20 protein-coding genes are annotated in these 24,174 nt (G+C 56.2%); 18 read left to right on the forward strand and 2 right to left on the reverse strand.

Features of this window, described 5'->3' with window-relative positions:
- Positions 1–15 precede the first annotated feature (15 nt).
- From QC816_RS13540 to arsJ, 16 genes are all read left to right on the forward strand, one after another.
- The gene (locus QC816_RS13540; protein ID WP_085917491.1) at positions 16–441 is read left to right on the forward strand and encodes a hypothetical protein; all 426 of its coding nucleotides are present in this window, start codon (positions 16–18) and stop codon (positions 439–441) included.
- Between the two features lie 19 nt (positions 442–460).
- Positions 461–1,246: a class II glutamine amidotransferase gene (locus QC816_RS13545; protein ID WP_309782810.1), complete on the forward strand. Its 786-nt coding sequence runs from the start codon at positions 461–463 to the stop codon at positions 1,244–1,246.
- Positions 1,247–1,386: 140 nt separating this feature from the next.
- A complete protein-coding gene (locus QC816_RS13550; RefSeq protein WP_085917493.1) occupies positions 1,387–3,066 on the forward strand; it encodes an AMP-binding protein in 1,680 nt (559 codons plus the stop codon).
- A 196-nt stretch (positions 3,067–3,262) separates the two neighbouring features.
- The gene (gene hrpA / locus QC816_RS13555; RefSeq protein WP_422823748.1) at positions 3,263–7,174 is read left to right on the forward strand and encodes an ATP-dependent RNA helicase HrpA; all 3,912 of its coding nucleotides are present in this window, start codon (positions 3,263–3,265) and stop codon (positions 7,172–7,174) included.
- Positions 7,175–7,270: 96 nt separating this feature from the next.
- Entirely contained in the window at positions 7,271–8,392 is a 1,122-nt protein-coding gene (locus tag QC816_RS13560; protein ID WP_264826290.1) for a beta-ketoacyl-ACP synthase III, read from the forward strand.
- Between the two features lie 67 nt (positions 8,393–8,459).
- A complete protein-coding gene (locus QC816_RS13565) occupies positions 8,460–9,215 on the forward strand; it encodes an MlaA family lipoprotein (RefSeq protein ID WP_199285429.1) in 756 nt (251 codons plus the stop codon).
- Between the two features lie 8 nt (positions 9,216–9,223).
- The gene (locus tag QC816_RS13570; RefSeq protein ID WP_085917496.1) at positions 9,224–10,414 is read left to right on the forward strand and encodes a PP2C family protein-serine/threonine phosphatase; all 1,191 of its coding nucleotides are present in this window, start codon (positions 9,224–9,226) and stop codon (positions 10,412–10,414) included.
- A complete protein-coding gene (locus QC816_RS13575) occupies positions 10,404–10,919 on the forward strand; it encodes an STAS domain-containing protein (protein ID WP_085917497.1) in 516 nt (171 codons plus the stop codon). Before QC816_RS13570 ends, QC816_RS13575 begins: the two co-directional genes overlap by 11 nt.
- Positions 10,920–11,076: 157 nt before the next feature.
- Complete coding sequence (locus QC816_RS13580) at positions 11,077–12,270, forward strand: multidrug effflux MFS transporter (RefSeq protein WP_085917498.1); 1,194 nt, start codon at positions 11,077–11,079, stop codon at positions 12,268–12,270.
- Entirely contained in the window at positions 12,267–13,001 is a 735-nt protein-coding gene (locus tag QC816_RS13585) for a TSUP family transporter (protein ID WP_309782813.1), read from the forward strand. The genes QC816_RS13580 and QC816_RS13585 overlap by 4 nt, the downstream gene beginning before the upstream one ends.
- Positions 13,002–13,141: 140 nt before the next feature.
- A complete protein-coding gene (locus QC816_RS13590; RefSeq protein ID WP_264826286.1) occupies positions 13,142–14,152 on the forward strand; it encodes a PstS family phosphate ABC transporter substrate-binding protein in 1,011 nt (336 codons plus the stop codon).
- A gap of 172 nt (positions 14,153–14,324) precedes the next feature.
- Positions 14,325–15,575 (forward strand): phosphate ABC transporter permease subunit PstC, encoded by a 1,251-nt coding sequence (gene pstC, locus QC816_RS13595; protein WP_199285089.1) that lies wholly within the window; start codon positions 14,325–14,327, stop codon positions 15,573–15,575.
- An 18-nt stretch (positions 15,576–15,593) separates the two neighbouring features.
- A complete protein-coding gene (gene pstA / locus QC816_RS13600) occupies positions 15,594–16,760 on the forward strand; it encodes a phosphate ABC transporter permease PstA (protein ID WP_264826285.1) in 1,167 nt (388 codons plus the stop codon).
- Between the two features lie 26 nt (positions 16,761–16,786).
- Positions 16,787–17,626, forward strand: coding sequence for a phosphate ABC transporter ATP-binding protein PstB (gene pstB / locus QC816_RS13605; protein WP_085917503.1), 840 nt, complete (start codon positions 16,787–16,789; stop codon positions 17,624–17,626).
- 132 nt (positions 17,627–17,758) lie between these two features.
- Positions 17,759–18,790 (forward strand): ArsJ-associated glyceraldehyde-3-phosphate dehydrogenase, encoded by a 1,032-nt coding sequence (locus QC816_RS13610; protein ID WP_309782815.1) that lies wholly within the window; start codon positions 17,759–17,761, stop codon positions 18,788–18,790.
- Positions 18,791–18,806: 16 nt separating this feature from the next.
- Positions 18,807–20,018, forward strand: coding sequence for an organoarsenical effux MFS transporter ArsJ (gene arsJ, locus QC816_RS13615; protein ID WP_085917529.1), 1,212 nt, complete (start codon positions 18,807–18,809; stop codon positions 20,016–20,018).
- 23 nt (positions 20,019–20,041) lie between these two features.
- Here the strand turns inward: arsJ and arsB are convergent, their stop codons facing one another.
- Positions 20,042–21,112, reverse strand: coding sequence for an ACR3 family arsenite efflux transporter (gene arsB, locus QC816_RS13620; RefSeq protein ID WP_309782817.1), 1,071 nt, complete (start codon positions 21,110–21,112; stop codon positions 20,042–20,044).
- 13 nt (positions 21,113–21,125) lie between these two features.
- Positions 21,126–21,845 carry an arsenical resistance protein ArsH gene (gene arsH, locus QC816_RS13625; protein ID WP_309782819.1) on the reverse strand — a complete coding sequence of 240 codons (720 nt, stop codon included), beginning with the start codon at positions 21,843–21,845 and terminating at the stop codon, positions 21,126–21,128.
- A 155-nt stretch (positions 21,846–22,000) separates the two neighbouring features.
- Here arsH and QC816_RS13630 point away from each other — a divergent pair, with 155 nt between their 5' ends.
- Together QC816_RS13630 and QC816_RS13635 are read left to right on the forward strand one after the other, a co-directional pair.
- Positions 22,001–22,414 (forward strand): arsenate reductase ArsC, encoded by a 414-nt coding sequence (locus QC816_RS13630; protein WP_309782821.1) that lies wholly within the window; start codon positions 22,001–22,003, stop codon positions 22,412–22,414.
- Between the two features lie 24 nt (positions 22,415–22,438).
- Complete coding sequence (locus QC816_RS13635; RefSeq protein ID WP_309782823.1) at positions 22,439–24,136, forward strand: methyl-accepting chemotaxis protein; 1,698 nt, start codon at positions 22,439–22,441, stop codon at positions 24,134–24,136.
- Positions 24,137–24,174 lie beyond the last annotated feature (38 nt).

A 24,174-nucleotide genomic window follows, 5' to 3' on the forward strand; every position in this document is an offset into this window, starting at 1 on the left:
CTCATGAGGAGTATTATGCTGTTTGCTGATTCAATGTCACTGTTGTGGTTAAGTTATTACGGTCTGTCGCTGGTCGTGTTCGTGGCCGTTTATTTTGCGTTCGCCTTTTTGCCCAGGCTGCCACGCCTGTTGCTGACATGGTGCATTGGCGGCGCGATGTGGGCGCCTGCGCCATTCCGGCTACCCCTGGTTGAAGAGGGTGAGTTTTACACGGGGTGGGCGCCTTCCGCCATGGTCGCCGCTGTGGGATTTTTAGAGAGCAATGGTGGCGCCCTGCGTAATGGCCTGCTGTGCTTACTGCTTGGCATGGCAATCGGTGGTGTTGTGGGGGTCGCGTTGTGGTGGCGCGGGCGTAACAAGTTCGTGGATGAGCCTGCTGTCGAGGAAAAAGAGCCCAGCGACCCCGAAGAAACGCGCCGCCGTGAACCGGTCATCGGCTAAGCCACACAGGAGCGCGTCGATGTGTGAGCTGCTGGGAATGAGCGCCAATGTGCCCACCGATATCTGTTTCAGCTTCGCGGGGTTTCTGCACCGGGGTGGGGGAACAGGGCCACACCGCGACGGGTGGGGCATTGCCTTCTATGAAGAAGGGGGCTACCGGGAGTTTCGCGACCCCCATCCGTCGGTAGACTCGCCCATCGCACGACTGATCTGCGATTACCCGATCAAATCCAATGTCGTGATCAGTCATATCCGTCAGGCCAACGTCGGTGAGGTCACCTTGGCCAATACCCATCCTTTTACCCGTGAAATGTGGGTGCGGCCCTGGTGCTATGCCCATAATGGTCAATTGAACGACTGGGAGCCTTTGCCGCTGGGCTTTTACACCCCGGTGGGCAGTACGGACAGCGAGCATGCTTTCTGCTGGCTGATGAGCGAGTTAAGGCGTGCCTTTCCAACCCCGCCAGGCGAGCAGGCGCCACTTTGGCAAAGGCTCCATGGTTTATGCGAGCGGCTGCGAACGCTGGGTGTTTTTAATCTGCTCCTCTCTGACGGAACGTACCTCTATACCTACTGTTCAACTAAGCTTGCTCATATTACCCGTGCTGCGCCCTTTGGCGAGGCTGAACTGTCCGACGCCGAACTAACGGTCAATTTTGCCGAACATACCACGCCCAACGATATCGTGTCGGTGATTGCGACCGAACCCTTGACCCACAATGAACAGTGGTGCCGCATGCAACCAGGGGAGCTACTGGTATGGCGTGATGGATGCATTCAGGCGCGTTATTCGAGCCAGGCCTGATGCGAGGTTAGGGCTAAAGTTGAAACGTAAGTTTCAATCGATCGTTTTACAGTGGTAGGCCAGTCGTATATCGTTGCGTTTTCGCGACTCGACAACAACAAGGTCGGTGACGACATCGACATGGAAACTGGAGATTGCCCATGAGCGAACAAGCTGATGCCCCTATTCTGCGTGGCCCCGCGCTTGAGGGTTTAGAGCGGTACGGTGCGGTTACCGACGTTTTCCACTCGGCGGTTGAACGTTTCAAGGACAAGTCGGCGTTCAGCTGCATGGGAAAAACGCTCAGCTTCGCTGACCTTGACAGACTGTCGGCCAATTTTGCTGCCTGGTTACAGCATGAAACCGACCTGGTGCCGGGTGACCGAATCGCCATTCAATTACCCAACGTGCTGCAGTTCCCCGTTGCGGTATTTGGCGCGCTGCGCGCGGGCCTGGTAGTAGTGAACACTAATCCGCTCTATACCGAGCGCGAAATGGCCCACCAGTTCAAGGATGCCAACGCCAAGGCGATCGTGATTCTGGCCAACATGGCGGACAAGCTTGAACGTGTTCTCGATAAAACCGAGATCAAGCATGTGGTGGTGACCGAGCTTGCCGACCTGCACGACTTCCCCAAGCGGTTGCTGATCAACAGCGTGGTCAAGTACGTCAAGAAAATGGTCCCTCGCTATTCGTTGCCCCAGGCGGTGACATTTCGCGACGCATTGAATAAAGGGCAGGCCTTGAGTCACCGCGAGATCACTCGCGAGCAGGAAGATCTGGCCGCACTGCAATACACTGGCGGAACCACCGGCATGCCCAAAGGGGCGATGCTGACCCACCGTAACCTCGTCGCCAATATGCTGCAGGCTCGAGAAGCCATCGGTGGCAATCTGACCGACGGCAACGAGCTGGTGATTGCCCCCTTGCCCGTCTACCACATCTATACGTTTACTGTTAACTGCCTGTTTTTAATGGAAACTGGTAACCACTCGGTGCTGATTACCAATCCTCGTGACCTTGATGGTTTTATCAAGACCTTGAAAGGTATGCCGTTTACTGCCTTCATTGGTCTCAATACGCTGTTCAATGCGTTGTGCAACCGGGATGATTTCAAGCAGCTTGATTTTTCCAACCTGCATTTGACCATTTCCGGGGGCATGGCCCTGACGAAAGCTTCGGCGAAGCGTTGGGAGGAGGTCACCGGATGCCCGATCTCGGAAGGCTATGGACTGACCGAGACCTCGCCGATTGTCAGCTTCAATCCTTCGGATGCCATCCAACTGGGCACCATCGGCAAACCGGTGGCAGGCACTGCGGTCAAAGTGGTGAATGCCGACGGTCAGGATCAGCCGCTGGGTGAGCCAGGCGAGCTGTGTGTCCAGGGGCCACAGGTCATGAAGGGTTATTGGCAACGCGAAGAGGAAACCCGTAACTCTATTGACGATGAGGGTTGGTTCTACACCGGTGATATTGCCGTGCTTCAGGAGGATGGCTACATCCGTATCGTGGATCGCAAGAAAGACATGATCCTGGTATCCGGGTTTAATGTTTACCCTAACGAGGTGGAAGACGTGGTCGCCGGGCATCCCGATATCGTAGAGTCAGCCGCGGTTGGGGTTGCCGATGAGGTGGCCGGTGAGGCGATCAAGCTGTTTGTAGTCAGCAAAAACCCCGAGCTGGATGCCGAAACGCTGCGTCGTTGGTGCAAGAGTGAGCTTACCGGCTACAAAGTGCCCAAGTACATCGAGTTTCGCGATGAGTTGCCCAAAACCAATGTGGGTAAAGTACTGCGCCGTCAGCTACGCGATGAAGATAGCCAAAAAGCTGCTTCGTCATAGGCAGCGCGACTTATGCGCTTGCCTGGCGAACGCGTTACAATGATCTGCCCGCTCAGTTGAGCGGGCAGACTTTTTTATAAGTGCCACCCTTTAAGTGCCCATAGGACCTGGATATATCGTGACCAACGACACGCCGCTCGCAACGACCTCTGATGCACAACGCCTCAAGACGCTTAAGTCCGCCGTGAACAACACGATGCGACGCGATGCCCAGCGTTTCGAGCGGCGGTTGGCCGGTTTGTCGCGTCGCCTGCAGGAGGGTAAGCCGATCGACCGGGGGCTGAACGAGCTGGAACCCGAGATGGCGCGTGCGCAGCAGGTGCTTCGTCAGCGAGATAACCAGTCGTTTGACTGGAACTATCCGCCCGAATTGCCGGTGGTTGAACGCCGTGAGGATATTCTCGCGGCGCTTCGCGACCATCAGGTGGTCGTCGTCGCGGGGGAAACCGGGTCGGGTAAAACCACCCAGTTACCCAAAATGTGCCTGGAGCTAGGGCGTGGCCGGCGTGGCCTGATAGGCCACACTCAGCCGCGTCGGCTTGCCGCACGCAGTGTGGCCACCCGGCTTGCCGAGGAATTGGCGGTGCCGCTTGGCGAGCAGGTGGGGTATCAGGTCCGGTTTACCGATCAGAGTAACGAGAACACCCTGGTCAAGCTGATGACCGACGGGATTCTGCTGGCGGAAACCCAGCACGATCCGCTGCTACTGCGCTACGACACCATCATTATCGATGAGGCCCACGAACGCAGCCTCAACATCGATTTCCTGCTGGGCTATCTGAAACGTCTGCTGCCCAAACGCCCGGATCTGTCGATTATTATCACCTCGGCTACCATTGATGTAGCGCGATTTGCCGCCCATTTTGGCAATGCGCAGCGCCCTGCGCCGACGGTCGAAGTCTCCGGTCGGGCCTATCCGGTGGAGGTGCATTACCGGCCCTTGGTGCGCGACGGCGAGGACGAAGAGGACCGCACGCTGCAAGAGGGCATTCTCCACGCGGTCGAGGAAATCGAGGGGTTGGAACGTGAAAAGGGCTGGCAACATGGCCCCCGCGATGTGCTGGTGTTCCTGCCCGGCGAGCGGGAAATTCGTGAAACGGCTGACACCCTGCGCCGGGCTGATTTGCGTGACTGTGAGGTTCTGCCGCTGTACGCGCGGCTTTCCAACGCCGAGCAGAACCGGGTGTTTGCGCCCCACCGGGGTCGACGGATCGTGCTGGCGACCAACGTCGCCGAAACCTCGCTGACCGTCCCGGGTATCCGCTATGTGATCGACCCAGGGTTGGTGCGTATCAGTCGTTATAGCTACCGGTCGAAAATCCAGCGCTTGCCGGTCGAACCGGTGAGCCAGGCAAGCGCCAACCAGCGCATGGGTCGCTGCGGGCGGATTGCCGAAGGCGTGTGTATCCGTCTATACGATGAGGACGATTTCCTGGCCCGCCCGGCGTTTACCGACCCCGAGATCCAGCGCACCAATCTTGCCTCGGTGATTTTATCCATGCTGGCCCTCAAGCTGGGCGATATTGAGGACTTTCCGTTTGTCGACCCGCCCGATAGTCGCTTTGTCAAAGACGGCTTCCGGCTGCTCTTTGAGCTTGGGGCTGTCGACGAGCGTCAGCGGCTCACGGCGCTGGGTCGCAAGCTCGCACGGTTGCCGATAGACCCCCGGCTGGCGCGTATGGTGCTGGCGGGTAAAGAGCAGGGCAGCCTGCGCGATGTGTTGGTCGTGGTCTCTGCATTGGCGATTCAGGACCCTCGCGACCGTCCGGCCGACAAACGCCAGGCCGCCGATCAGGCCCACCAGCGCTGGCACGATCCGGACTCGGATTTCGTGGCGCTGTTGAACCTGTGGCATGGCATCGACAATGCCCGCGAGGCGCTATCAGGCAATCAGTTGCGCCGCTGGTGCCGGGACCACTACATCAATTACCTGCGCGTGCGCGAATGGCACGATACCTTCCGTCAGTTGCGTCAACTGCTGCGTGATATGGATATCGACGTGCCGGCACCGACGCCTGCCCCGGCGGATGAAAGCGAAGAGCAGGCCCGCCAGGCACGGCGTAAAACCTCCGGCTCGCTGCACAAGGCCCTGCTGACCGGGTTACTGTCCAACCTGGGTACGCTGCTGGAAAATCGCGAGTATTTAGGTGCGCGTAACCGCAAGTTCATGATTCATCCAGGCTCAGGGTTGGCCAAAAAAACGCCTAAATGGTTGATGGCCTTCGAGCTGGTGGAAACCTCCAAGCTGTTTGCGCGTACCGTGGCAAAGATTGACCCCCAATGGATCGAGCCACTGGCGTCACATCTGGTCAAGCGCAGCTACAGCGAGCCCCACTGGGAAATGAAGCGTGCCCAGGTCGTCGCGTTCGAGCAGGTGACCCTGTTTGGTTTGCCCATCGTGACGCGGCGCCGTGTGCATTACGGCCCGATTGCCCCGGTCGAGTCGCGGGAGCTGTTCATTCGTCGTGGGCTGGTAGAAGGTGAGTTTCACACCAAAGGCGAGTTTTTTGCTCACAACCGGGCGCTGATTGAAGAAGTTGAATCACTGGAAGATCGTGCCCGTCGTCGTGACATACTGGTCGACGAAGACACCTTGTTTGCGTTTTACGACGAGCGGCTTCCCAGCGACATCGTTAACGGCAAAGGCTTTGAGCACTGGCGCAAGCAGGCCGAAAAGCAGGATCCGTCGCTGCTCAAGTTCGATATGGAAGCGCTCAAGGCCCGCGACGCCGAAGACGTTACCCAGGCGCAGTACCCTGATCATCTGACCCTTTCGGGGGTTGCCTATCCGTTGAGCTATCATTTTGATCCCGACGCGGAGGACGATGGCGTCACGCTGACCGTCCCCGCAGCGATGCTGCCACAACTGCCGGAGCATGCCCTGGAGTGGCTGGTGCCAGGCTTGCTGCGCGAAAAATGCATTGCCTTGATGAAAGCCCTGCCCAAGAGCATTCGCCGTCAGGTGGTCCCCATTCCCGACTGGGTTGATGCAGCGCTGGAAACACTGGTGCCGGATGAGCGGCCCTTGACCGAGGCGCTGGGCGAGTTCATTCGCCAGCGCACTGGGACGCGTGTACACCCGGACGATTGGCGTTTTGATACCTTGCCGGCTCACCTGATGATGAATATCCGGGTGGTGGATCATGATGGCAAGACGCTGGGGCAGGGCCGCTCGGTGCGGTCGCTGGAAGCGGAGTTTGAAGCAGCGGCGAAGGCCGGCGCTCAGGCACTGTCCGAGCAGGTAAGCGAGGCACCGGATTTATCAGGGTTACCTGAGGAGCCCCTGCCAGATTCCCGCGTGACCACTCAGGCGGGTATTCGAGTGGAAGCTTACCCAGCATTGGTTAACGAGGCCGATACGTTTAAGGTAATGCTTTTTGACCATGCGGCAAAAGCCCAGGCGGCCCACCAAATGGGCGTGGCGCGTTTGGCGATGCAGCAATCCCCTGCCCAGGTCAAGATGATCAAGGCGCTGCCTGCGCTGGAAAAATGCGCGTTGCTGTTCACCAACGTGGGCAGCAAGCAGGCCCTGATCGACGATGTGTTAGTAGCGGTGTTTACCCAGACGGTGGCGCAATCGCCTATGCCGCGCTCGGCAGCCGAGCTGAACGAACGCCTGGCAGCGGTCAAGGGCGACCTGGTGCCTCACGCCGAGCAATTGCTGGGCCAGGTGGAAGCGGCTCTGAAAGGCCACTTGGCGGTCAGCAAGGTGTTAAAAGGCAAGCTGAACTTCGCACTGGCACTTGTCTATAGTGATGTGAAAGCACAAATGCAGCGTCTTGTTTACCCTGGCTTTATCACCCAGGCAGGGGAGTGGCTCTCAGAGTACCCGCGCTACACTGAGGCAGCATTGATTCGGCTTGAAAAAGCAGCCCGCGAACGGGGGCGCGATCAAATGCTGATGCAGGACGTTCAGGCGATGGAGGAAAAATTCGATGCACGTCGCGAAAACGAGCGCCGTGGGCGCGTGGAGGATCCATCACTCGTCGAGTTTGGCTGGTGGTTGCAGGAACTTCGCGTATCGTTGTTTGCCCAGCAGTTAGGAACACGAATGCCCGTTTCGGTGAAGCGACTGGAAAAACGTTGGCAAGAGATAATTAGCGTTTAGACGCGGGCTGGAAAAATGTGTGTGAAACGCACACAGTGATGATATTGGCGGCGGTTTAAGCTACCTGGCGCAAGCAGCCGTGAAAAGGAGATGTACATGACACATGTGGTGATAACCGGTACGGGGCTTTATACACCGGAACACGCCATTGATAATGCGTCGTTGGTTGCCGCATTCAACGCCTGGGTGGATCAGGAAAATACTCGCCATGCAGAAGCCATTGAGCAGGGGGAACGGGAACCGCTCGCTCATTCAAGTAGTGAGTTCATTGAAAAAGCGTCGGGCATCAAAAGTCGCTACGTATTGGATGCCGGCGGTATTCTTGACCCGGCGCGTATGCGTCCCAAACTGCCCCAGCGGCAAAACGACGAGCCTTCTATCCAATGTGACATGGCGCTTAGTGCTGCCCGTGAGGCATTAGCCAGTGCCCAGGTGGATGCTAGCGATATTGAGCTTGTGATTGTTGCCTGCTCCAACCTGGAGCGCGCTTACCCAGCTGTGGCGGTTGAACTTCAGCACGCGCTTGGCGCGGGTGGCTATGGTTTCGATATGAATGTGGCCTGCAGTTCGGCAACCTTCGCGATTGAAACCGCCGCGAACGCCATTGCATCGGGTAGCGTGAAGCGTGCGTTGATCGTGAATCCTGAAATATGCTCCGCACACCTCAATTTTACTGACCGCGACAGCCACTTTATTTTTGGTGATGCCTGTACCGCGATGGTGCTGGAAGACGCTGCGTGTGCGTCCGCCGACGAAGCCTACGAGATTCTGGGGACCCGGTTGGCGACGGCATATTCCAATGCCATCCGTAATAATGCCGGATTTTTGAATCGCGTCACCGATAGTGATCCGCTGGCGGAAGATAAACTGTTCGTTCAGGAAGGGCGCCGCGTTTTCCGCGAGGTATGCCCCATGGTGGCGTCAATGATCGCGCAGCATCTGGCATCGCTGGAGTTACAGGGAAGCGATTTGAAGCGCCTCTGGCTGCATCAGGCAAACCGCCACATGAACGATATGATTGCGCGCAAAGTGCTCGGTTATGACCCCAGTGAGGAACAGGCGCCGATCATTCTTGACCGCTATGCGAATACCAGCTCAGCAGGGTCGATCATTGCGTTTCATTTACACCGTGAATCGTTGGAGACGGGTGACATTGGTGTTATCTGCTCTTTCGGTGCGGGGTATAGTGCGGGCAGTGTGGTTGTCAGGCGCCAATGAGTCGCTTGCAGATACAAAATGCAAAACAGAGGAACGCAGTATGCCTAGGGTAGGGACATTTCATTTGATGCAGCGATGTCTATGGGGGGTCGCCTTGGCCTCGACGATAGCGCTTGGTGGTTGTGCCAGCACCGGCTCAACCGGTTCGGAAACCTCGCAAGCGTCTAGTCCGGATGACCCCTGGGAAGGCTTTAACCGTAAAGTGTTTGTCTTCAATGATGTGCTTGATCGCTATGCGCTGAAGCCGGTTGCCACGGGATACCGCACGATCACCCCCGATCCGTTACAGCAGGGGGTAGGTAATTTTTTCAGCAACTTGGGTGAGATTCGCACGACGCTCAATAGCCTTTTACAGGGCAAGCCAGCCAACGCCGGGCGCTCGACCTCGCGCTTTTTGGTCAACTCGACCATGGGGCTGGGTGGGCTATTCGATATTGCGTCACTGATGCCCATTGAAGCTGATGAAGAAGACTTTGGCCAAACCCTGGCGACATGGGGGTGGGAAGACTCCCGCTATCTGGTGCTGCCGCTGCTCGGGCCCAGCACGCTGCGTGACACATCCGGATTGCCTGCCGATATGGCAGCCTACCCGGTCACTTACGTTGATGATGACGCGGTGCGAGCGGGCCTGACGGCACTGAATATCGTTGATACACGAGCCGGTCTGTTGGATCAGGAAGAATTGATCCAGGGCGATCGCTACCGGTTTATTCGGGACGCCTACCTCCAGCGTCGTCAATTTGAAATTAGCGATGGCGAACTCGGGGATGATCCGTTTTCTGCCGATGACTTTGAATTTGATGATGCCGACTTCGCCGACTGAGGCTTGCCATGGCGCATAAGCAGCTGATTGCGGTGATCGATGAACCCGGTTCAGAGCGCGATGCGCTTGCCGAGGCGATTACCTGCGATGGTATGTGGGTATATGCAGCGGACAATATTGCGCATCTACCGGACGAAACCGCTCTGATTGTGGCCCATGCCCGGGCGGTTCCCCGTCAGCAGTGGTCGCAGTTGACCCATCAACTGCCCACGCTGGTAGTGAGCGACTCGCGCCAGGATGCCGACTTGATCAAAGCGGTGGACGTTGGGCTGGTCGACTACATTGTCCACCCATTGAGACACGCTGAACTCCTTCGGCGCATGATCCGCAAGGCGATCGAACTGGACGTGCTTGAAAAAGCCCGTGCCAGGGATCACGAGCGATTGGCCGAGCTGAACGAAAGTCTGGAAACCCATCTGGCATTGCTGCGTATGGACCAGCAGAGCGGGGGGCATATTCAACGTCGCCTGCTACCGCCGCGCCCCAAGGTCATCAACGGTGTTTATTATGACTACTGGTTCGCGCCATCGCTTTATTTGTCCGGGGATTTTCTCGACTACCAGCGCTACAATTCGCGCTACAGTGCCTTTTACTTTGCTGATGTATCAGGTCATGGGGCGTCCTCGGCATTTGTCACGGTATTGTTAAAGTATCTCTGCAATCGCTGGCTAGGGGAGTGGGATGGTATTGAGCCAGACAAACTGCCCAGTCAATGGCTGGCGGCGATGAATCGAGAGTTACAGGGTACTGATATTGGTAAGCACGCCACATTATTTGTTGGCGTTATTGACCATGAGGCGCATACTCTTCACTATTCGCTCGGAGCACAGCTGCCGATGCCCCTATTGGTTTCGGGTGATCAACTGACGCGGTTGCCAGGTGAAGGGATGCCGGTAGGGCTGTTTCCTGATGTAGATTACCCCGTTCTCAGTTGTGAACTGCCGGAGGATTTTCGGCTATGGCTGTGCTCGGATGGCGTATTGGAGTGCTTGCCGGGTGATTCGCTCGACACGCGGCTCAGGGAGCTTGAGCAACTCGTAAGCGTGAGTACCACGCTTGAACAGCTTTGTGATCGACTGACCAACAACAACGCGCTATTAAGCAAACAGCGTGCTGGTGATGAGGACAGCCCTGATCGTGATGCTTTGCCCGACGACCTGACAATCATGATGGTGAGCGGATTTGGTCATGCTGACTGAAGAAGGTCGCATAAAAGCGGCGTTCGACTCTGGTGTTTTTGTTTTAAAATTGTGTGGCGATGTACGCTTGACACTGTGTGCCACCCTGGATACTCAGGCTCAGCGCTTGGCTGAGACGCCAGGGTTGAGCGCTGTAATGATCGATCTGCGTGAAGCGACAAACGTTGACTCCACGGCGCTTGGTTTTCTTGCCAAGGTGTCCATGGCGGTGAAAGGGCGCCTGGAACAGCCCCCGACGATCATCGTGGATAATCAGGACGTTCGCCAAATGCTTGATGTCATGGGGTTTGCGCGTTTTTTCACCTTGATGGAAGCCCCCCTTCAGCCTACGGCTGGCTTGAATAGTGCGTTAGAAGAATTGCCTGAAGTCCCGGCAGATGAGGAAGGCCTGCGTGAGAGGATTCTGGAAGCTCACCGTATTCTTATGCGCATGAACGAGCACAACCGCGAACAGTTTCAGCCGTTGGTGGAAATGCTCGAATCCCAAGAGACGCCCCACCACTGACGAGTCCGCACGCTGGCCTCAGACCCTTTTTCCCCCTCAATTATCATCTCCTTGACGGCCTTCGAGTGATCATGGCCGACAATGCAGCCTAAAAGGCATATAATTAGCGGCCTACCTTTATGCTGCAAGGGTGACTGCGGCCACCCTAAGGAGAGACATGGAACTCAATCCCCGGCGCGTCGCTATTCTGGTAGCCGCCAACACGGCGCTGGCTCCCTTTGCCATTGATGCCTATTTACCGGCAATGGCGGCCATTGCCGATACCATCAATGCGAGTATTCATCGTACCGAGCTTTCGATTAGCGTCTTCCTGTTCGGCTTTGCGCTGGGGCAACTGTGTTTCGGGCCCATGTCTGACCGGCTAGGTCGTAAGCCGGTGCTGATGAGCGGCCTGGTCGTGTTTCTGTGCGCAAGCTTGATGATTATGACCGCCGACACCCTTACCTCTCTGCTTGTTTGGCGGTTTGTACAGGCCTTGGGTGGCGGGGCCTGCGTCGTCAACTCGGCGGCGATTGTGCGCGACTGTTTCAGTGGTCGTGAAGCCGCCAGAGTGATGTCGACCATGGCCATGATCATGATGCTCGCGCCTCTGGTAGCCCCGGCGGTCGGCAGCCTGCTGCTGCACATGGCGGACTGGTGGCTGATCTTTGTGTTTCTCGCTGTGTATGCGGGGTTTCTTCTCTGGCTGTTGGGAACAAGGCTGCCCGAAACCCGGGATATGTCGTTGCCTGCAGCCTCGCCGCGCCAGGTGATTCGCAACTATGCCAGTGTGCTGCGCCATCGCGAGGGGATGGGGTATATCTGCGCCGTTGCCGCCTCGTTCGCTGGCCTGTTTGCCTTTGTGACAGCGTCGCCGTTTCTATATCTGGACTATTTTTCGTTGAGCCCGGGGGTGTATCCGTTCGTGTTTGGCGTCAACGTGGTCATGATCGCCGGTTCGAACCGAGTCAATATCTATCTATTGCGTAAACGCACACCCCAGCAAAATTTACGCTTGGGGCTGGCGGTTCAACTGGTCGCTGCAATGGGCTTGGTGGCTGCCACAGCGCTCAATATTGCTTCATTGGCCGTTGTCGTACCGCTGGTAATGCTATTTACCGGCATGATTGGCCTTATTACACCCAATGCCATTTCCTCGTTGCTGGATCATTTCGGCCACATCAGTGCCACCGCCACTGCCTTGTTAGGTGGTATTCAATTTAGCTGTGGTGCCCTGGCAGGCGCCATGGTGGGTCTCTTTGAAGTCGAACACCTATGGCCGATGGTTCTGACCATGCTGGCGGCTGCCCTGTTGGGCAACGTCGGTGTGCGCTTGCTGACGCCAGCGGCAACGGATGTGCGCTCGGGATGATCGAGGACGTTGTGACGTGGTTGGATATGTCGCCGAACACCTGGACGGGGTGTGCGCTGACCCTCGCGTTAGGCGCCTTTGTACAACGCGCCACTGGTTTTGGCTTGGCGGTTATTGGGGCGCCGCTGTTGTTGATGATAGAGCCGCGCCTGGTACCCGTGGTGTTGGTGCTTTTCGGGTTCACCGTGTCGCTAATAATGGTACGCCACTACCTGCACGAGGTACGCCTGGGGGCACTGGCCATGGCACTGGTGGGACGCTTGCCGGGCAATGCGTTGGGGCTTTGGCTGCTTATCGCAGCGCCAATGGTGGTATTGGAAAAGTTGATTGCTGCCATCGTTCTGTTTGCGGTATTTGTCACGATATGCCGCGTGCGGGTGCCGGTCAATCGCGTGTCGTTATTTGGTGCGGGGGTATTCTCGGGGATTTTTGGCACTGTCGCTGCCATCGGCGGGCCGCCAATGGTCCTGCTAATGCATGGATTTGCCCCAGACCGACTGCGCGGCAACCTCGCGGCTTTCTTTATCATCACCTCGATGCTGACGCTCGCTACACTGGCGTTGGCAGGGCAGGTGGGTTTATGGCATTTGGGCGTGGCGGCAACGTTATTGCCCGCTGTACTGCTGGGGAATGCGCTCGCCGACAGGGTGGCGCATCGCATTGATCGGCAATGGCTTCAGGCGGCGTCGCTTGCGCTATGTACCCTGGCAGCCGTGGGGCTTTTGTTGTAATAAATGATGGCGTTGCGAGCCGTGATGAAAAATTTTAAAAAAATTATGTTGTGACATTGCTTGTCATGAAGCTGTCATCGAAGCGATGCAAAGTGTGCCTTGCGAAGGCAATATCCCTAACAGCTTCAGGAGTAATTCGCATGAACCGTATTCTCAAAACTACCGTGCTCGCGGCAGCTGTAATGAGCGTGGCAGGTGTTGCTCAGGCTCGTGATCAAATAAACATTGTCGGCTCTAGCACTGTGTATCCGTTTGCCAGCTATGTGACCGAGGAATTTGGCGCGACAACCAACTACCCGACGCCGGTCATCGAGTCTACCGGTTCAGGCGGCGGTTTGCGTCTGTTTTGTAACGGTGTTGGCGATGGCACCCCGGATATCACCAACGCATCGCGCCGCATGAAGCCGTCTGAGTTCGAGCGCTGTGCAGAGAACGGCGTGACCGATATTACCGAAGCCAAGATCGGCTCGGATGGTATCGTGCTTGGTCAGTCTAACGAAAACGATGTCGTGCCACTCACCCTTGAACACATCTTCATGGCTGTGGCCGCGCAGGTGCCCCAGGATGGCCAACTGGTTGAAAACCCCTACACCAACTGGAGCGAAATCGACGCTTCGCTGCCGGATCGCGAAATCTCCATCTACGGACCGCCCACCACGTCCGGTACCCGTGATGCTTTCGAAGAGCTGGTGATGGAAACCGCCTCCGAAGGTATGGATGCCTACGAAGAAGCCTACACTGACATCCGTTCTGACGGTGTCTACATCGACGCCGGTGAGAACGATAACCTGATCGTTCAGCGTCTCCAGGAAGACACCGGTGCCTTCGGTATCTTCGGCTATTCCTTCCTGGAAGAGAACACCAACACGCTGAATGCGGCAACAATCAACGGTGTTGAGCCGGAGCCCGAAGCCATCAGTTCTGGTGACTATCCGGTTGCCCGTTCACTGTGGTTCTACGTCAAGAACCAGCACGCTGACGAAGTGCCGCCCATGTACGAATACGTTGACATGTTCATGTCAGAACAGATGATTGGCGGCGACGGTTACCTCCGTGATCTCGGCTTGATCGTGCTGCCGGAAAGTGAGCGTGAAGAATGGCGCCAGCAAGTGGCAGACCGCGCTCAGTTGGAACTCTCTGACCTGCAATAACAGAGTGTTTAATTGAGAATGTGGCATCGGCCGGCAGCATAAGCTGTCGGCCTTTTATTTTGCGATTGATGTTGCGAGATCGGCTTTCGATTCGTTGACTGTCATATTGCTGTAATGTTTTTACCTCAAGATATTTCAAAATCGATTTCATCAGTAACGCGAGAGAGATTAGATGCAAACCAACCAGCTAGTTTTACTCTTTTGCACCGTGATCTTGCTGCTGGGACTTGCGGCCTTTTTTGCAGGTCGCACCAAGGCCTCGCGGGTTCGCAGCGGGGGAGGCAAGATGTTTGCCCAACCCGACCAGTATGCGTGGTTTGCCGTGCTCTCCACCGCAGGCCCCGCCATAGTCGTGGGGGCGGTGGGCGCCTTTATCATGCTTCTGCTGGGGGCGGATATACCCACCTTCTATCTTCTTGCCGCAAGCCTGGTGGTATCTGCCGCCGGTCTGGTGGTGGGGTTGGCGCAAGTGCGTGCTGATTTTCACGCCCGCCAGGCAATCGAAAAGGTGATACGACTGGCACTGGCGTCAGCGGCCCTGATCTCGATTTTTACGACCTTTGGCATCCTGATCTCGATCATCTCCGAGGCCATTCGCTTTTTCCAGATGCACAGTTTCTGGGAGTTCATCACCGGCACGACCTGGAGCCCGGGTGACAGCTTCCTGGCGGCTGCCGGTCGCGGCGACGGCGGTGGCGCCCAGTTCGGTTCGGTGCCGCTTTTCGCCGGTACCTTCATGATTACCGCCGTCGCCATGCTGGTGGCGGTACCGGTTGGCTTGCTCTCGGCGGTTTACATGTCCGAATATGCCCCCAGCAAGGTTCGTACCATCGCCAAGCCTGTGCTTGAGGTTCTGGCAGGTATTCCCACCGTGGTTTACGGTTTCTTCGCGGCAATCACTGTAGCACCCATCATCGTCGATGTTGCCGGTTTTTTGGGCCTAGAAGCTTCTTATAACAACGCGCTGGCACCGGGCATCGTCATGGGCATCATGATCATTCCGTTTATCTCATCGCTGTCGGATGACGTGATCAATTCGGTGCCCGATACCATGCGTCAGGGGTCGCTCGCGCTGGGCATGACCAAGGGCGAAACCATTCGCGACGTGGTGATACCAGCAGCGTTACCGGGGATTATTTCAGCGTCGCTTCTGGGTGTTTCACGGGCAATGGGGGAAACCATGATTGTGGTCATGGCGGCGGGTATGCGTCCCAACTTGACGGCCAACCCATTGGAAGACATGACCACCGTGACGGTGCGCATCGTGGCTGCACTGACCGGGGATCAGGAGTTTGAAAGCGCTGAAACCCTGTCTGCCTTTGCGCTTGGTCTGGTGCTGTTTGCCGTCACGCTGACGCTTAACCTGGTCTCGGTGCTGATGATCCGCCGCTTCCGTGAAAAATATCGCGTGAATAACCTGTAACGCCGAGGAACTGATTCGATGAGCCAAACTTTTGATGACATCAGCCAGCAGCTCAAGCGGCGTCACCGCAAGTCGAGCCGCTTAAAGTGGATCTCCATGGGCGCACTCGGTCTGGCAGGTCTGTTTTTGCTGCTGTTTTTCGCCGACATGCTCAATAAGGGTTTACCCGCCTTCCAACAGGCGTATGTTAATACGGAAATAAACTATACAGAGGAAGCGGCCTCCGATGCGCGGCAAGCAATTCCTGATGACCTGGTGCCCCTGGTCAGCCGCACCGAGATCCGTAGCATCCCACTGCAAATGCGTAATAACGAGGACCTTTTAGGGACGTCCGAGCAAAAATGGCTGTTGGCGAACAGTGAGGTAGACCAATACCTCAAGGGCAATCGTAATAGCCTGAGCGAAGAGGAACGTGCGGCCATTGATGAACGGGTTGAGTCAGGGCAGGTCGAGCTGGGATTTAACCACACCTTCTTTACAGAGGGTGACTCCAAATCCTCTGAGAGCGCCGGTATATTGGCAGCCGTCGTAGGCACCATCATGACCATGATCGTTACCTTGGCGATCTCCTTTCCGATTGGCGTGATGACGGCGGTGTATCTGGAAGAGTTCGCGCCGGATAACCGGATTACCCAGGCGATTGAAATCAATATCAACAACCTGGCGGCGATTCCCTCGATCCTGTTTGGTTTGTTGGGCCTGGCGATTTTTATCAACTTTTTTGGTGTGCCGCGCTCATCGCCGCTGGCCGGTGGTATGACACTGGCGTTGATGACCCTGCCGGTGATCATTATCTCGACGCGTGCGGCGCTGCGTAGCGTACCGGATTCGATTCGGCATGCGGCGTTTGGCGTGGGCTGTTCGCGTTGGCAGGTGGTGCGCGATCACGTATTGCCACTGGCAATGCCGGGTATCATGACCGGTTCGATTATTGGTCTGGCGCAAGCCATGGGGGAGACGGCCCCGTTGATCATCGTTGGGATGGTAGCGTTTATCCCAGATATGAGCGCCTCCTTTACTGAGGCAGCTACCGTGATGCCCGCGCAGATCTTTACCTGGGCCGGTGAGCCGGAGCCAGCGTTCGTGGAAAAAACCGCCGGCGGCATTCTGGTTCTTCTGGCAGTGCTCATTTCCCTCAACGCTTTCGCCGTGTTACTGCGCAAGAAATTTGAGCGTCGCTGGTAATCCAGCGCGTTAAAAAGGATATCGCTATGAATAGCCAAGCACCCGTAATGACTGAGCAAGATACGCCGAGCGTTGGTCAGCCCTATACGCGCAATGAACAGGCGTGCCATGACCTGAGTATCCGCATCCGCGACCTGAACCTCTGGTACGGCAAGAACCAGGCGCTGAAAAACCTCAATATCGACCTGTTCCAGAAAAATGTGACGGCGTTGATAGGGCCTTCCGGCTGCGGTAAGTCCACGTTCCTGCGCTGTCTGAACCGAATGAATGACCTTATTCCCAGTGTGCGCACCGAAGGGCTGGTGGAGATGGACGGCCACGACGTCAACGAGTCCAAAATGGACGAAGTGGCGCTGCGTCGGCGCGTGGGCATGGTGTTCCAGAAACCCAATCCATTTCCCAAGTCAATTTTTGAAAATGTCGCCTATGCGCCACGTATGCACGATATGGTCAGCCGTAAAGCCGAGCAGGACGAACTGGTTGAAAAAGCGTTGCGTGATGCAGGTCTCTGGGAAGAGGTGAAAGACAAGCTTCAGGAGCCGGGTACGTCGCTCTCCGGTGGTCAGCAGCAGCGGTTGTGCATTGCCCGGGCAATTGCCGTGCAACCTGACGTCATCTTGATGGATGAGCCGACATCGGCCCTTGATCCGATTTCCACGGCGACCATCGAGGATCTGATGGACCGCCTGAAAGAGAAATTCACCATTGTGACGGTAACGCACAATATGCAGCAGGCGGCGCGGGTGGCTGACTACACGGCGTTTTTCCATCTGGGGGAAATCATTGAGTACAACGACACGAAAGTGATGTTCTCAACCCCGGCCAAGAAAAAAACCGAAGATTACATTTCCGGACGTTATGGCTAAATAGCCCTCGCCAGTCAGGCCCACCGTTGCACGGTGGGCCTGACGAAGGACGTGTTTTTTTACCCCTTCATATATGATTTTTCGTATATGAGCATTAAGCTTTATATGCGGCAAATAGCTTAGGAGGCTTCCATGGCACTACGTATCGGTATCAACGGATTCGGCCGTATTGGTCGACTGACACTGCGAAGTTTGTGGCCGCGGGTAGAAGCGGGTGAAGTGGAGCTGGCTCACATTAACGACCCTGGTGGTGATGCGGCGACCTTCGCGCACCTGCTTGAGTTTGACTCCGTGCATGGGCAGTGGTCACCGGGTGCCGGTATAGCCGCTGATCAGGACGCCATTGTGATCGACGGCGATTCGATCCCATTCAGCGCCAACAAGCAGATCGTGGATAGCGACTGGTCCGGTTGCGAGGTGGTCATCGAATGTTCGGGCATGGTGAAAAACACCGCTCAGCTTCAGCCGTATCTTGATCAGGACGTTGCCCGGGTGGTGGTAAGTGCGCCTCTGAAAGATGAGGACGCGTTGAACGTGGTTGTTGGCGTCAACGACCATCTCTTTGATCCCATTCAGCACAAGATTGTCACTGCCGCCAGTTGTACCACCAACTGCCTGGCACCGGTGGTCAAGGTTATTCAGGAAGGCTTCAGTATTCGCCATGGCTCAATGACCACGGTACACGACATCACTAATACACAGACGATTCTCGACGCCCCGCATAAGGATCTACGCCGTGCCCGTGCTTGCGGCATGAGCCTGATTCCCACCACGACCGGCTCGGCGAAAGCCATTACTGCGATCTTTCCTGAGCTGGAAGGCAAGCTTAATGGTCATGCCGTGCGCGTGCCGCTGGCCAATGCGTCGCTGACCGATATGGTGTTTGAGCTGGAGCGCTCGGTCACAGTGGATGAGGTCAACCAGGCGCTCAAAGCCGCCGCCGATGGCTCGCTGGCGGGGATTTTAGGCTATGAAGAGCGTCCGCTGGTGTCGATCGATTACCGCACCGATCCGCGCAGCTCGGTTATCGATGCGCTCTCCACCATGGTGATCAACGGCACTCAGTTGAAACTCTACGCCTGGTATGACAACGAGTGGGGCTATGCCAACCGTACCGCCGAGCTGGCCCTGCAGGTAGGTGGCGAGCAGGTGGAGCGTGGCTGAATCGGCGTTGTTGAAAATGCGGGCACGTGTAAAGGCACTGCCGTTTGAAGTCCGCCAGTACATGCTGATAACGGGCAATTACTGGGCCTTCACGATTACCGATGGCGCGCTGCGCATGCTGGTGGTGATGCACTTCCACCAGTTGGGCTACTCGCCGTTGGCCATCGCCATGTTGTTTCTGTTCTATGAAGCCTTTGGCGTAGTGACGAATCTGGTCGGTGGTTGGCTGGGCGCTCGCCTGGGTCTCAACCGCACCATGAACGTCGGACTTGGGCTACAGATAATTGCCCTGGCCATGCTGATGGTGCCTGCCGGATTGCTGACCGTCGCCTGGGTCATGGCCGCCCAGGCGCTGTCGGGCATCGCCAAGGACCTCAACAAGATGAGCGCCAAAAGTGCCGTGAAAGTGCTGGTGCCTAAAGAGAGCGCCAACGCCAACAGCTCGCTCTACCGCTGGGTGGCCATGTTGACCGGCTCTAAGAATGCGCTGAAAGGCTTGGGTTTTTTCGTCGGCGGACTGCTGCTGACACTGATTGGCTTTCGCGGTGCCGTGGTGGTCATGGCCGTGATGCTGGGCGTGGTATTGCTGTTATCGCTATGGCGCTTGAGGGCTGACCTGGGTCGGCAAAAGGTAAAACCCAGGTTTTCAGAAGTCTTCTCGAAATCACGTGCCATTAATGTGTTGTCAGCGGCGCGGTTTTGCCTGTTCGCCTCGCGGGATGTTTGGTTCGTGGTGGCGCTGCCGGTGTTTTTATATGACCAACACGGTTGGACCCACTGGACCGTGGGCGGTTTGCTGGCGATATGGGTTATTGGCTATGGCGGTGTGCAGACTCAGGCCCCCAAGCTCACGCGGTTGATCAAGGGCGATGCGCGCGCCCTTACCGCAGGCTGGGCAGCGGCACTGGCAGTGCTGGCGATTGTGTTGGCGATGCTGCCCTTGGCGCAGGTCGGTTGGCTGGTCGTTGGCTTACTGGCGTTTGGCGTTCTGTTTGCGATCAATTCCAGCTGGCACAGCTATCTGATTGTGCATTATGCCCGCGCCGACGGTGTTTCCATGGACGTCGGTTTTTACTATATGGCCAATGCCATGGGGCGATTAGTGGGCACACTGCTATCGGGCTGGCTATATATGGCCTTCGGCCTGAGTGCTTGCCTGTGGGTTGCCGCTGCGCTGGTTGCTTCCAGCGCGGTGATGGCGCTGGCGTTGCCCAGGCAACCAGCTTAGCGCTGATATCATTCTTTCTCGCTTTATGGCGTTTTAAAGCGGTGGCGCGTCTTGTTGGCGATGCTTACCAGTGCCAGCATCAGCGGCACTTCGACCAATACGCCGACGACCGTTGCCAGTGCCGCGCCTGACTGCATGCCAAACAGCGCAATGGCGGCTGCGACGGCGAGTTCAAAAAAGTTGCTCGCGCCAATCATCGCGCCGGGAGCGGCAATGTTGTGAGGAACACACCAGGCTTTCGCCCAGCCGTAGGCGATAAAAAAGATCAGAAAGGTTTGAATAATCAGCGGAATGGCAATGAGCACAATATGCAGTGGATTATTCAGAATGACCTCGCCCTGGAAGGCAAACAGCAGCACCAGGGTAATGATCAAGCCAATCGGGGTGATCGGGCCAACGCGCTTCATGAACACATTGTCGTACCACTCGGCGCCGCGTTTTTTAATCAAGCTTTGCCGCGTGATGTAGCCTGCTGCCAGGGGAATCACGATATACAACACGACCGACAGGGCGACGGTGTCCCAGGGCACCTGAATGTTGGAGATCCCCAGCAGGAAGACCACGATGGGGGCAAACGCGAACAGCATGATCAGATCATTGAGAGCCACCTGCACCAGGGTATAAGCCGCGTCCCCTCGCGTGAGATAGCTCCATACAAACACCATGGCGGTACACGGCGCGGCACCAAGTAGGATAGCCCCCGCGAGATACTGGCTGGCAAGCGCTTCAGGGATAAAGGGCCGAAAGATCACCATTAAAAAAAGCCAGGCAATGGCAAACATGGTGAAGGGCTTGATCAGCCAATTGACAGCTGTGGTGATGGTTAGCCCTTTGGGTTGGCGGCGAACCCCAGCGATGGAGTTGAAGTCAATTTGCGCCATCATGGGAAAAATCATGGCCCAGATGAGTACCGCGATAGGGATGGAGACCTGGGCTACCTCAAGGCGTGAAAGCGCTTCCGGTATCGCCGGGGCGAGCTGCCCGAGCAAGATGCCTGCCACAATGGCAAGAGCGACCCATACCGAGAGAAAGCGCTCGAATAGCCCCATGCCCTCAGCCGTGGAGGGGGATGACGTATCCTGTTTGGATGACATGAAAAGCTCCTGATCAAATGGCCCGCTGGTTAACCCGCTTGGAGAGTTCTTCGGCGCTTTCCTTGCGCTCTGAATAACGGTCGGTGAGCAGCGAGCTGCGGTCCCGCACAAGTAGCGTAAACTTCACCAGTTCTTCCATGACATCCACGATGCGGTCGTAGAAAGGGGATGCTTTCATGCGGTCGTTATCGTCGAATTCCTTAAACGCTTTGGGCACTGATGATTGGTTGGGGATCGTCAGCATGCGCATCCAGCGGCCCAAAATACGCAGTTGGTTGACGGTGTTGAATGACTGGGAACCGCCGCATACCTGCATTACCGCCAATGTCTTGCCCTGGGTTGGACGCACGCCACCTAACGCAAGCGGTATCCAGTCAATCTGCGCTTTCATGATTCCGGTCATCGCGCCGTGGCGTTCGGGAGAACACCACACCATGCCTTCTGACCATTGGGCCAATTGGCGCAGCTCTTCAACCTTGGGGTGGCTGGCATCTTCTGTATCCGGCAACGGCAACTCTCTAGGGTCAAAAATTCTTGTTTCAGCGCCCATGGCGTTGAGCAAGCGGGCGGCTTCTTCCGTTGCTAAACGGCTAAACGAACGTTCACGCAGGGAGCCATAAAGCAGCAGAATTTTCGGTGCTTGTGTATTGCCTGCCGTTAAACCCAGTCGCTCTAGGTTGGGTATTTCAAAGAGGTTCGCGTCCAGATTGGGTAAATCGTCCAGCGTGGTCATATGAGCGGCTTCCTTTTTGATTCACGTCGAAACGCACTGTCTTCATGATATATGTTTTTCCATATATTTCTAGCGGCATCGTTATCGCTGCAACAATGCCGTCATGATTGCTGCGTAATGTGATGTTCAATCTTTAGATAAGAGGTTGTTTATTTATGTCCAAACGTCGTGTGTTATTTCTTTGCAACGCCAATTCTGCACGTTCATTGATGGGTGAGGTGCTGCTTCGTCATATGGCCGGTGACCGATTCGAGGCGTTCAGCGCGGGCACCGAGCCGGATGAACCTCATGCGCTGACCCTCGATGCCCTTAACAAGCAAGGACTTTCCACAGAAGGGTTGCACAGCAAGTCGCTTGATGCGTTTGAAAGCGAAGCCTTCGACTACGTGATTGTGCTTTGTGACAAGGATCTTCAGGCCTGTCGCGATTGGCAGGGGAAGGCCGGAGAGACTCTTTATTGGGATATCCGTGATCCCAGACTGATCAACAAGCCAGATGCTTATCAGCAGGCGCTGCAGGAAATTCGTCTTCGCTTGCAGTTGTGGCTGCCACTGCATACGTCTGAGTAAATCACAGTCAAAGGGAGGGGCGGGATGAAATGGCTCAATGCGTTAAGTGTTAAAGCAAGCTGGACGTTGGTGCTGGTAATGTTCAGCGGCCTGGTAGTCGTGATTGGCGGGCTTGGGTTGTTCGCCAATCATTTTGGTCGTGAGGCATTTACCTCGTTGCATCAACGCGACATGACACAGATAAGCCAGCTCAACAGTGCTTACAATCAGCTATTGCGCGCACGTATCCAAATGAACCGGGCAGCGGAACTGATTCGGACGCCGTCGTTTGATCGCCCCGATCCCCTGATAGATGAGGCGGAGCAACTGCTTGCCTCGGCAGCAGAGGATTTTACCCGCTTCGAGGCAAGTCATTTTGATCAAGAACAGCAGGCGATCGTCGATCAGTTAGCATCTGACTTTCAATCATTTGTTAACAATAACCTCAGTCTGCAGATGATGATGCTTCAAGATCGCGATATAACGGGTTTCTTCTCGGGGGAGTCGCGAGTGGACGAAAGCAGTCAGCGCTTTATTGACAGTGCCGACGCATTCTTTGATGCCTCAGCGCAGCGCGGTAATGCGCTTTTTGCACGTTTCGAGGAAGTGTCATCACTACTCTTTTGGGGGGTGATCGCAGCGCTGGTCGCCTCGCTGATGGTCGTGTCAGTGGTCGTGTGGGGCGTCTTTAAAAATGTGCTTCGCCCTCTAAGAGCCATTACTAAGCATTTCCAGCGCATCGCCAAAGGTGATCTCTCTGTTCCGGTTGAGTCGCACGCAGATAACGAGATTGGTCAACTGTTCAGTGAGCTTGCCTATATGCAGCAATCACTGCGTACGACGGTGAATCGACTGACTGTAAGTAGCGAGCAGGTGCACAGTAATAGCCAGGAAATGACCGAACAGAACCAGCGTTTGGCGAGGCAGACAGATACTCAGGTGTCCGCCTTGCAACAGATGGCGGCGAGTCTGGAGCAATTGACCGCCACGGTGAATCAAAACGCGGAGAGCGCGTCGCATGTCAGTCAGTCAACTGCGGATGTGTCGCACAAGGCGCAGCAGGGTGATGAGGTGATCTCTCAGTTCATTATGACAATGGAAGCGATCAATCGTCACTCCGAAGAAATTCAAAGCATTATCAGAATGATTGAAAGTATTGCGTTTCAGACCAATATCCTCGCGCTTAATGCCTCGGTGGAAGCGGCCCGTGCCGGTGAGCATGGCCGTGGTTTTGCGGTCGTCGCCAACGAGGTACGTGCGTTGGCGACGCGCAGCGCCAATGCCGCTAGCGACATTCGGAAGCGTATCGAGGCATCCCGGGATAGTGTGGAACAAGGCAGTGAGCTTTCGCAGCAGGCGGGTGAACACACCAGATCTATCATGCAGGCGGCTCGTCATGTGGATACCTTGATGATCCAGATGGCCCATGCGTCGGAGGAGCAGCGGCGGGGTATAGAGGAGGTCAATCAGGCCGTCGTGCAGATCGACACGACTACCCAGGGAACCATGAGCCTGGTCAATCAGGCTGCCCATAGCGCGGAGGTGCTATCCCGCGAAGCATTGCAAATGCGGGAATATGCCGGTCAGTTCAGTGTCGATGGGGAGGTCGCAGACGAAGGTCATGACCGCACCAATGAAGAGGGCATCGAGTATCCCGAATGGGAGCAGCTTAGCCAAGATGGTAGTGCCACAGCCCGCCCCGGCAAGAAGGGCCCTGATGTTCGTTGGCTGGCCGCTTCATAGCAATACTCATGGCCTCGCTAAGTAGTCGAGTCGCCCTG

This window comes from Vreelandella janggokensis, assembly GCF_031451615.1.
In the GTDB taxonomy this organism is placed as follows: domain Bacteria; phylum Pseudomonadota; class Gammaproteobacteria; order Pseudomonadales; family Halomonadaceae; genus Vreelandella; species Vreelandella janggokensis.

What these genes read in the sequence shown, in the direction of transcription:
- QC816_RS13585 (WP_309782813.1), top strand. Translation starts at nt 12,267, where the DNA reads ATGATCGAGGACGTTGTGACGTGGTTGGATATGTCGCCGAACACCTGG.
- QC816_RS13610 (WP_309782815.1), top strand. Translation starts at nt 17,759, where the DNA reads ATGGCACTACGTATCGGTATCAACGGATTCGGCCGTATTGGTCGACTG.
- QC816_RS13635 (WP_309782823.1), top strand. Translation starts at nt 22,439, where the DNA reads ATGAAATGGCTCAATGCGTTAAGTGTTAAAGCAAGCTGGACGTTGGTG.
- pstB (WP_085917503.1), top strand. Translation starts at nt 16,787, where the DNA reads ATGAATAGCCAAGCACCCGTAATGACTGAGCAAGATACGCCGAGCGTT.
- arsJ (WP_085917529.1), top strand. Translation starts at nt 18,807, where the DNA reads ATGCGGGCACGTGTAAAGGCACTGCCGTTTGAAGTCCGCCAGTACATG.
- QC816_RS13570 (WP_085917496.1), top strand. Translation starts at nt 9,224, where the DNA reads ATGGCGCATAAGCAGCTGATTGCGGTGATCGATGAACCCGGTTCAGAG.
- QC816_RS13630 (WP_309782821.1), top strand. Translation starts at nt 22,001, where the DNA reads ATGTCCAAACGTCGTGTGTTATTTCTTTGCAACGCCAATTCTGCACGT.
- QC816_RS13575 (WP_085917497.1), top strand. Translation starts at nt 10,404, where the DNA reads ATGCTGACTGAAGAAGGTCGCATAAAAGCGGCGTTCGACTCTGGTGTT.
- QC816_RS13560 (WP_264826290.1), top strand. Translation starts at nt 7,271, where the DNA reads ATGACACATGTGGTGATAACCGGTACGGGGCTTTATACACCGGAACAC.
- arsH (WP_309782819.1), bottom strand. Translation starts at nt 21,845, where the DNA reads ATGACCACGCTGGACGATTTACCCAATCTGGACGCGAACCTCTTTGAA.
- QC816_RS13590 (WP_264826286.1), top strand. Translation starts at nt 13,142, where the DNA reads ATGAACCGTATTCTCAAAACTACCGTGCTCGCGGCAGCTGTAATGAGC.
- QC816_RS13540 (WP_085917491.1), top strand. Translation starts at nt 16, where the DNA reads ATGCTGTTTGCTGATTCAATGTCACTGTTGTGGTTAAGTTATTACGGT.
- hrpA (WP_422823748.1), top strand. Translation starts at nt 3,263, where the DNA reads ATGCGACGCGATGCCCAGCGTTTCGAGCGGCGGTTGGCCGGTTTGTCG.
- arsB (WP_309782817.1), bottom strand. Translation starts at nt 21,112, where the DNA reads ATGTCATCCAAACAGGATACGTCATCCCCCTCCACGGCTGAGGGCATG.
- QC816_RS13545 (WP_309782810.1), top strand. Translation starts at nt 461, where the DNA reads ATGTGTGAGCTGCTGGGAATGAGCGCCAATGTGCCCACCGATATCTGT.
- pstC (WP_199285089.1), top strand. Translation starts at nt 14,325, where the DNA reads ATGCAAACCAACCAGCTAGTTTTACTCTTTTGCACCGTGATCTTGCTG.
- QC816_RS13565 (WP_199285429.1), top strand. Translation starts at nt 8,460, where the DNA reads ATGCAGCGATGTCTATGGGGGGTCGCCTTGGCCTCGACGATAGCGCTT.
- pstA (WP_264826285.1), top strand. Translation starts at nt 15,594, where the DNA reads ATGAGCCAAACTTTTGATGACATCAGCCAGCAGCTCAAGCGGCGTCAC.
- QC816_RS13550 (WP_085917493.1), top strand. Translation starts at nt 1,387, where the DNA reads ATGAGCGAACAAGCTGATGCCCCTATTCTGCGTGGCCCCGCGCTTGAG.
- QC816_RS13580 (WP_085917498.1), top strand. Translation starts at nt 11,077, where the DNA reads ATGGAACTCAATCCCCGGCGCGTCGCTATTCTGGTAGCCGCCAACACG.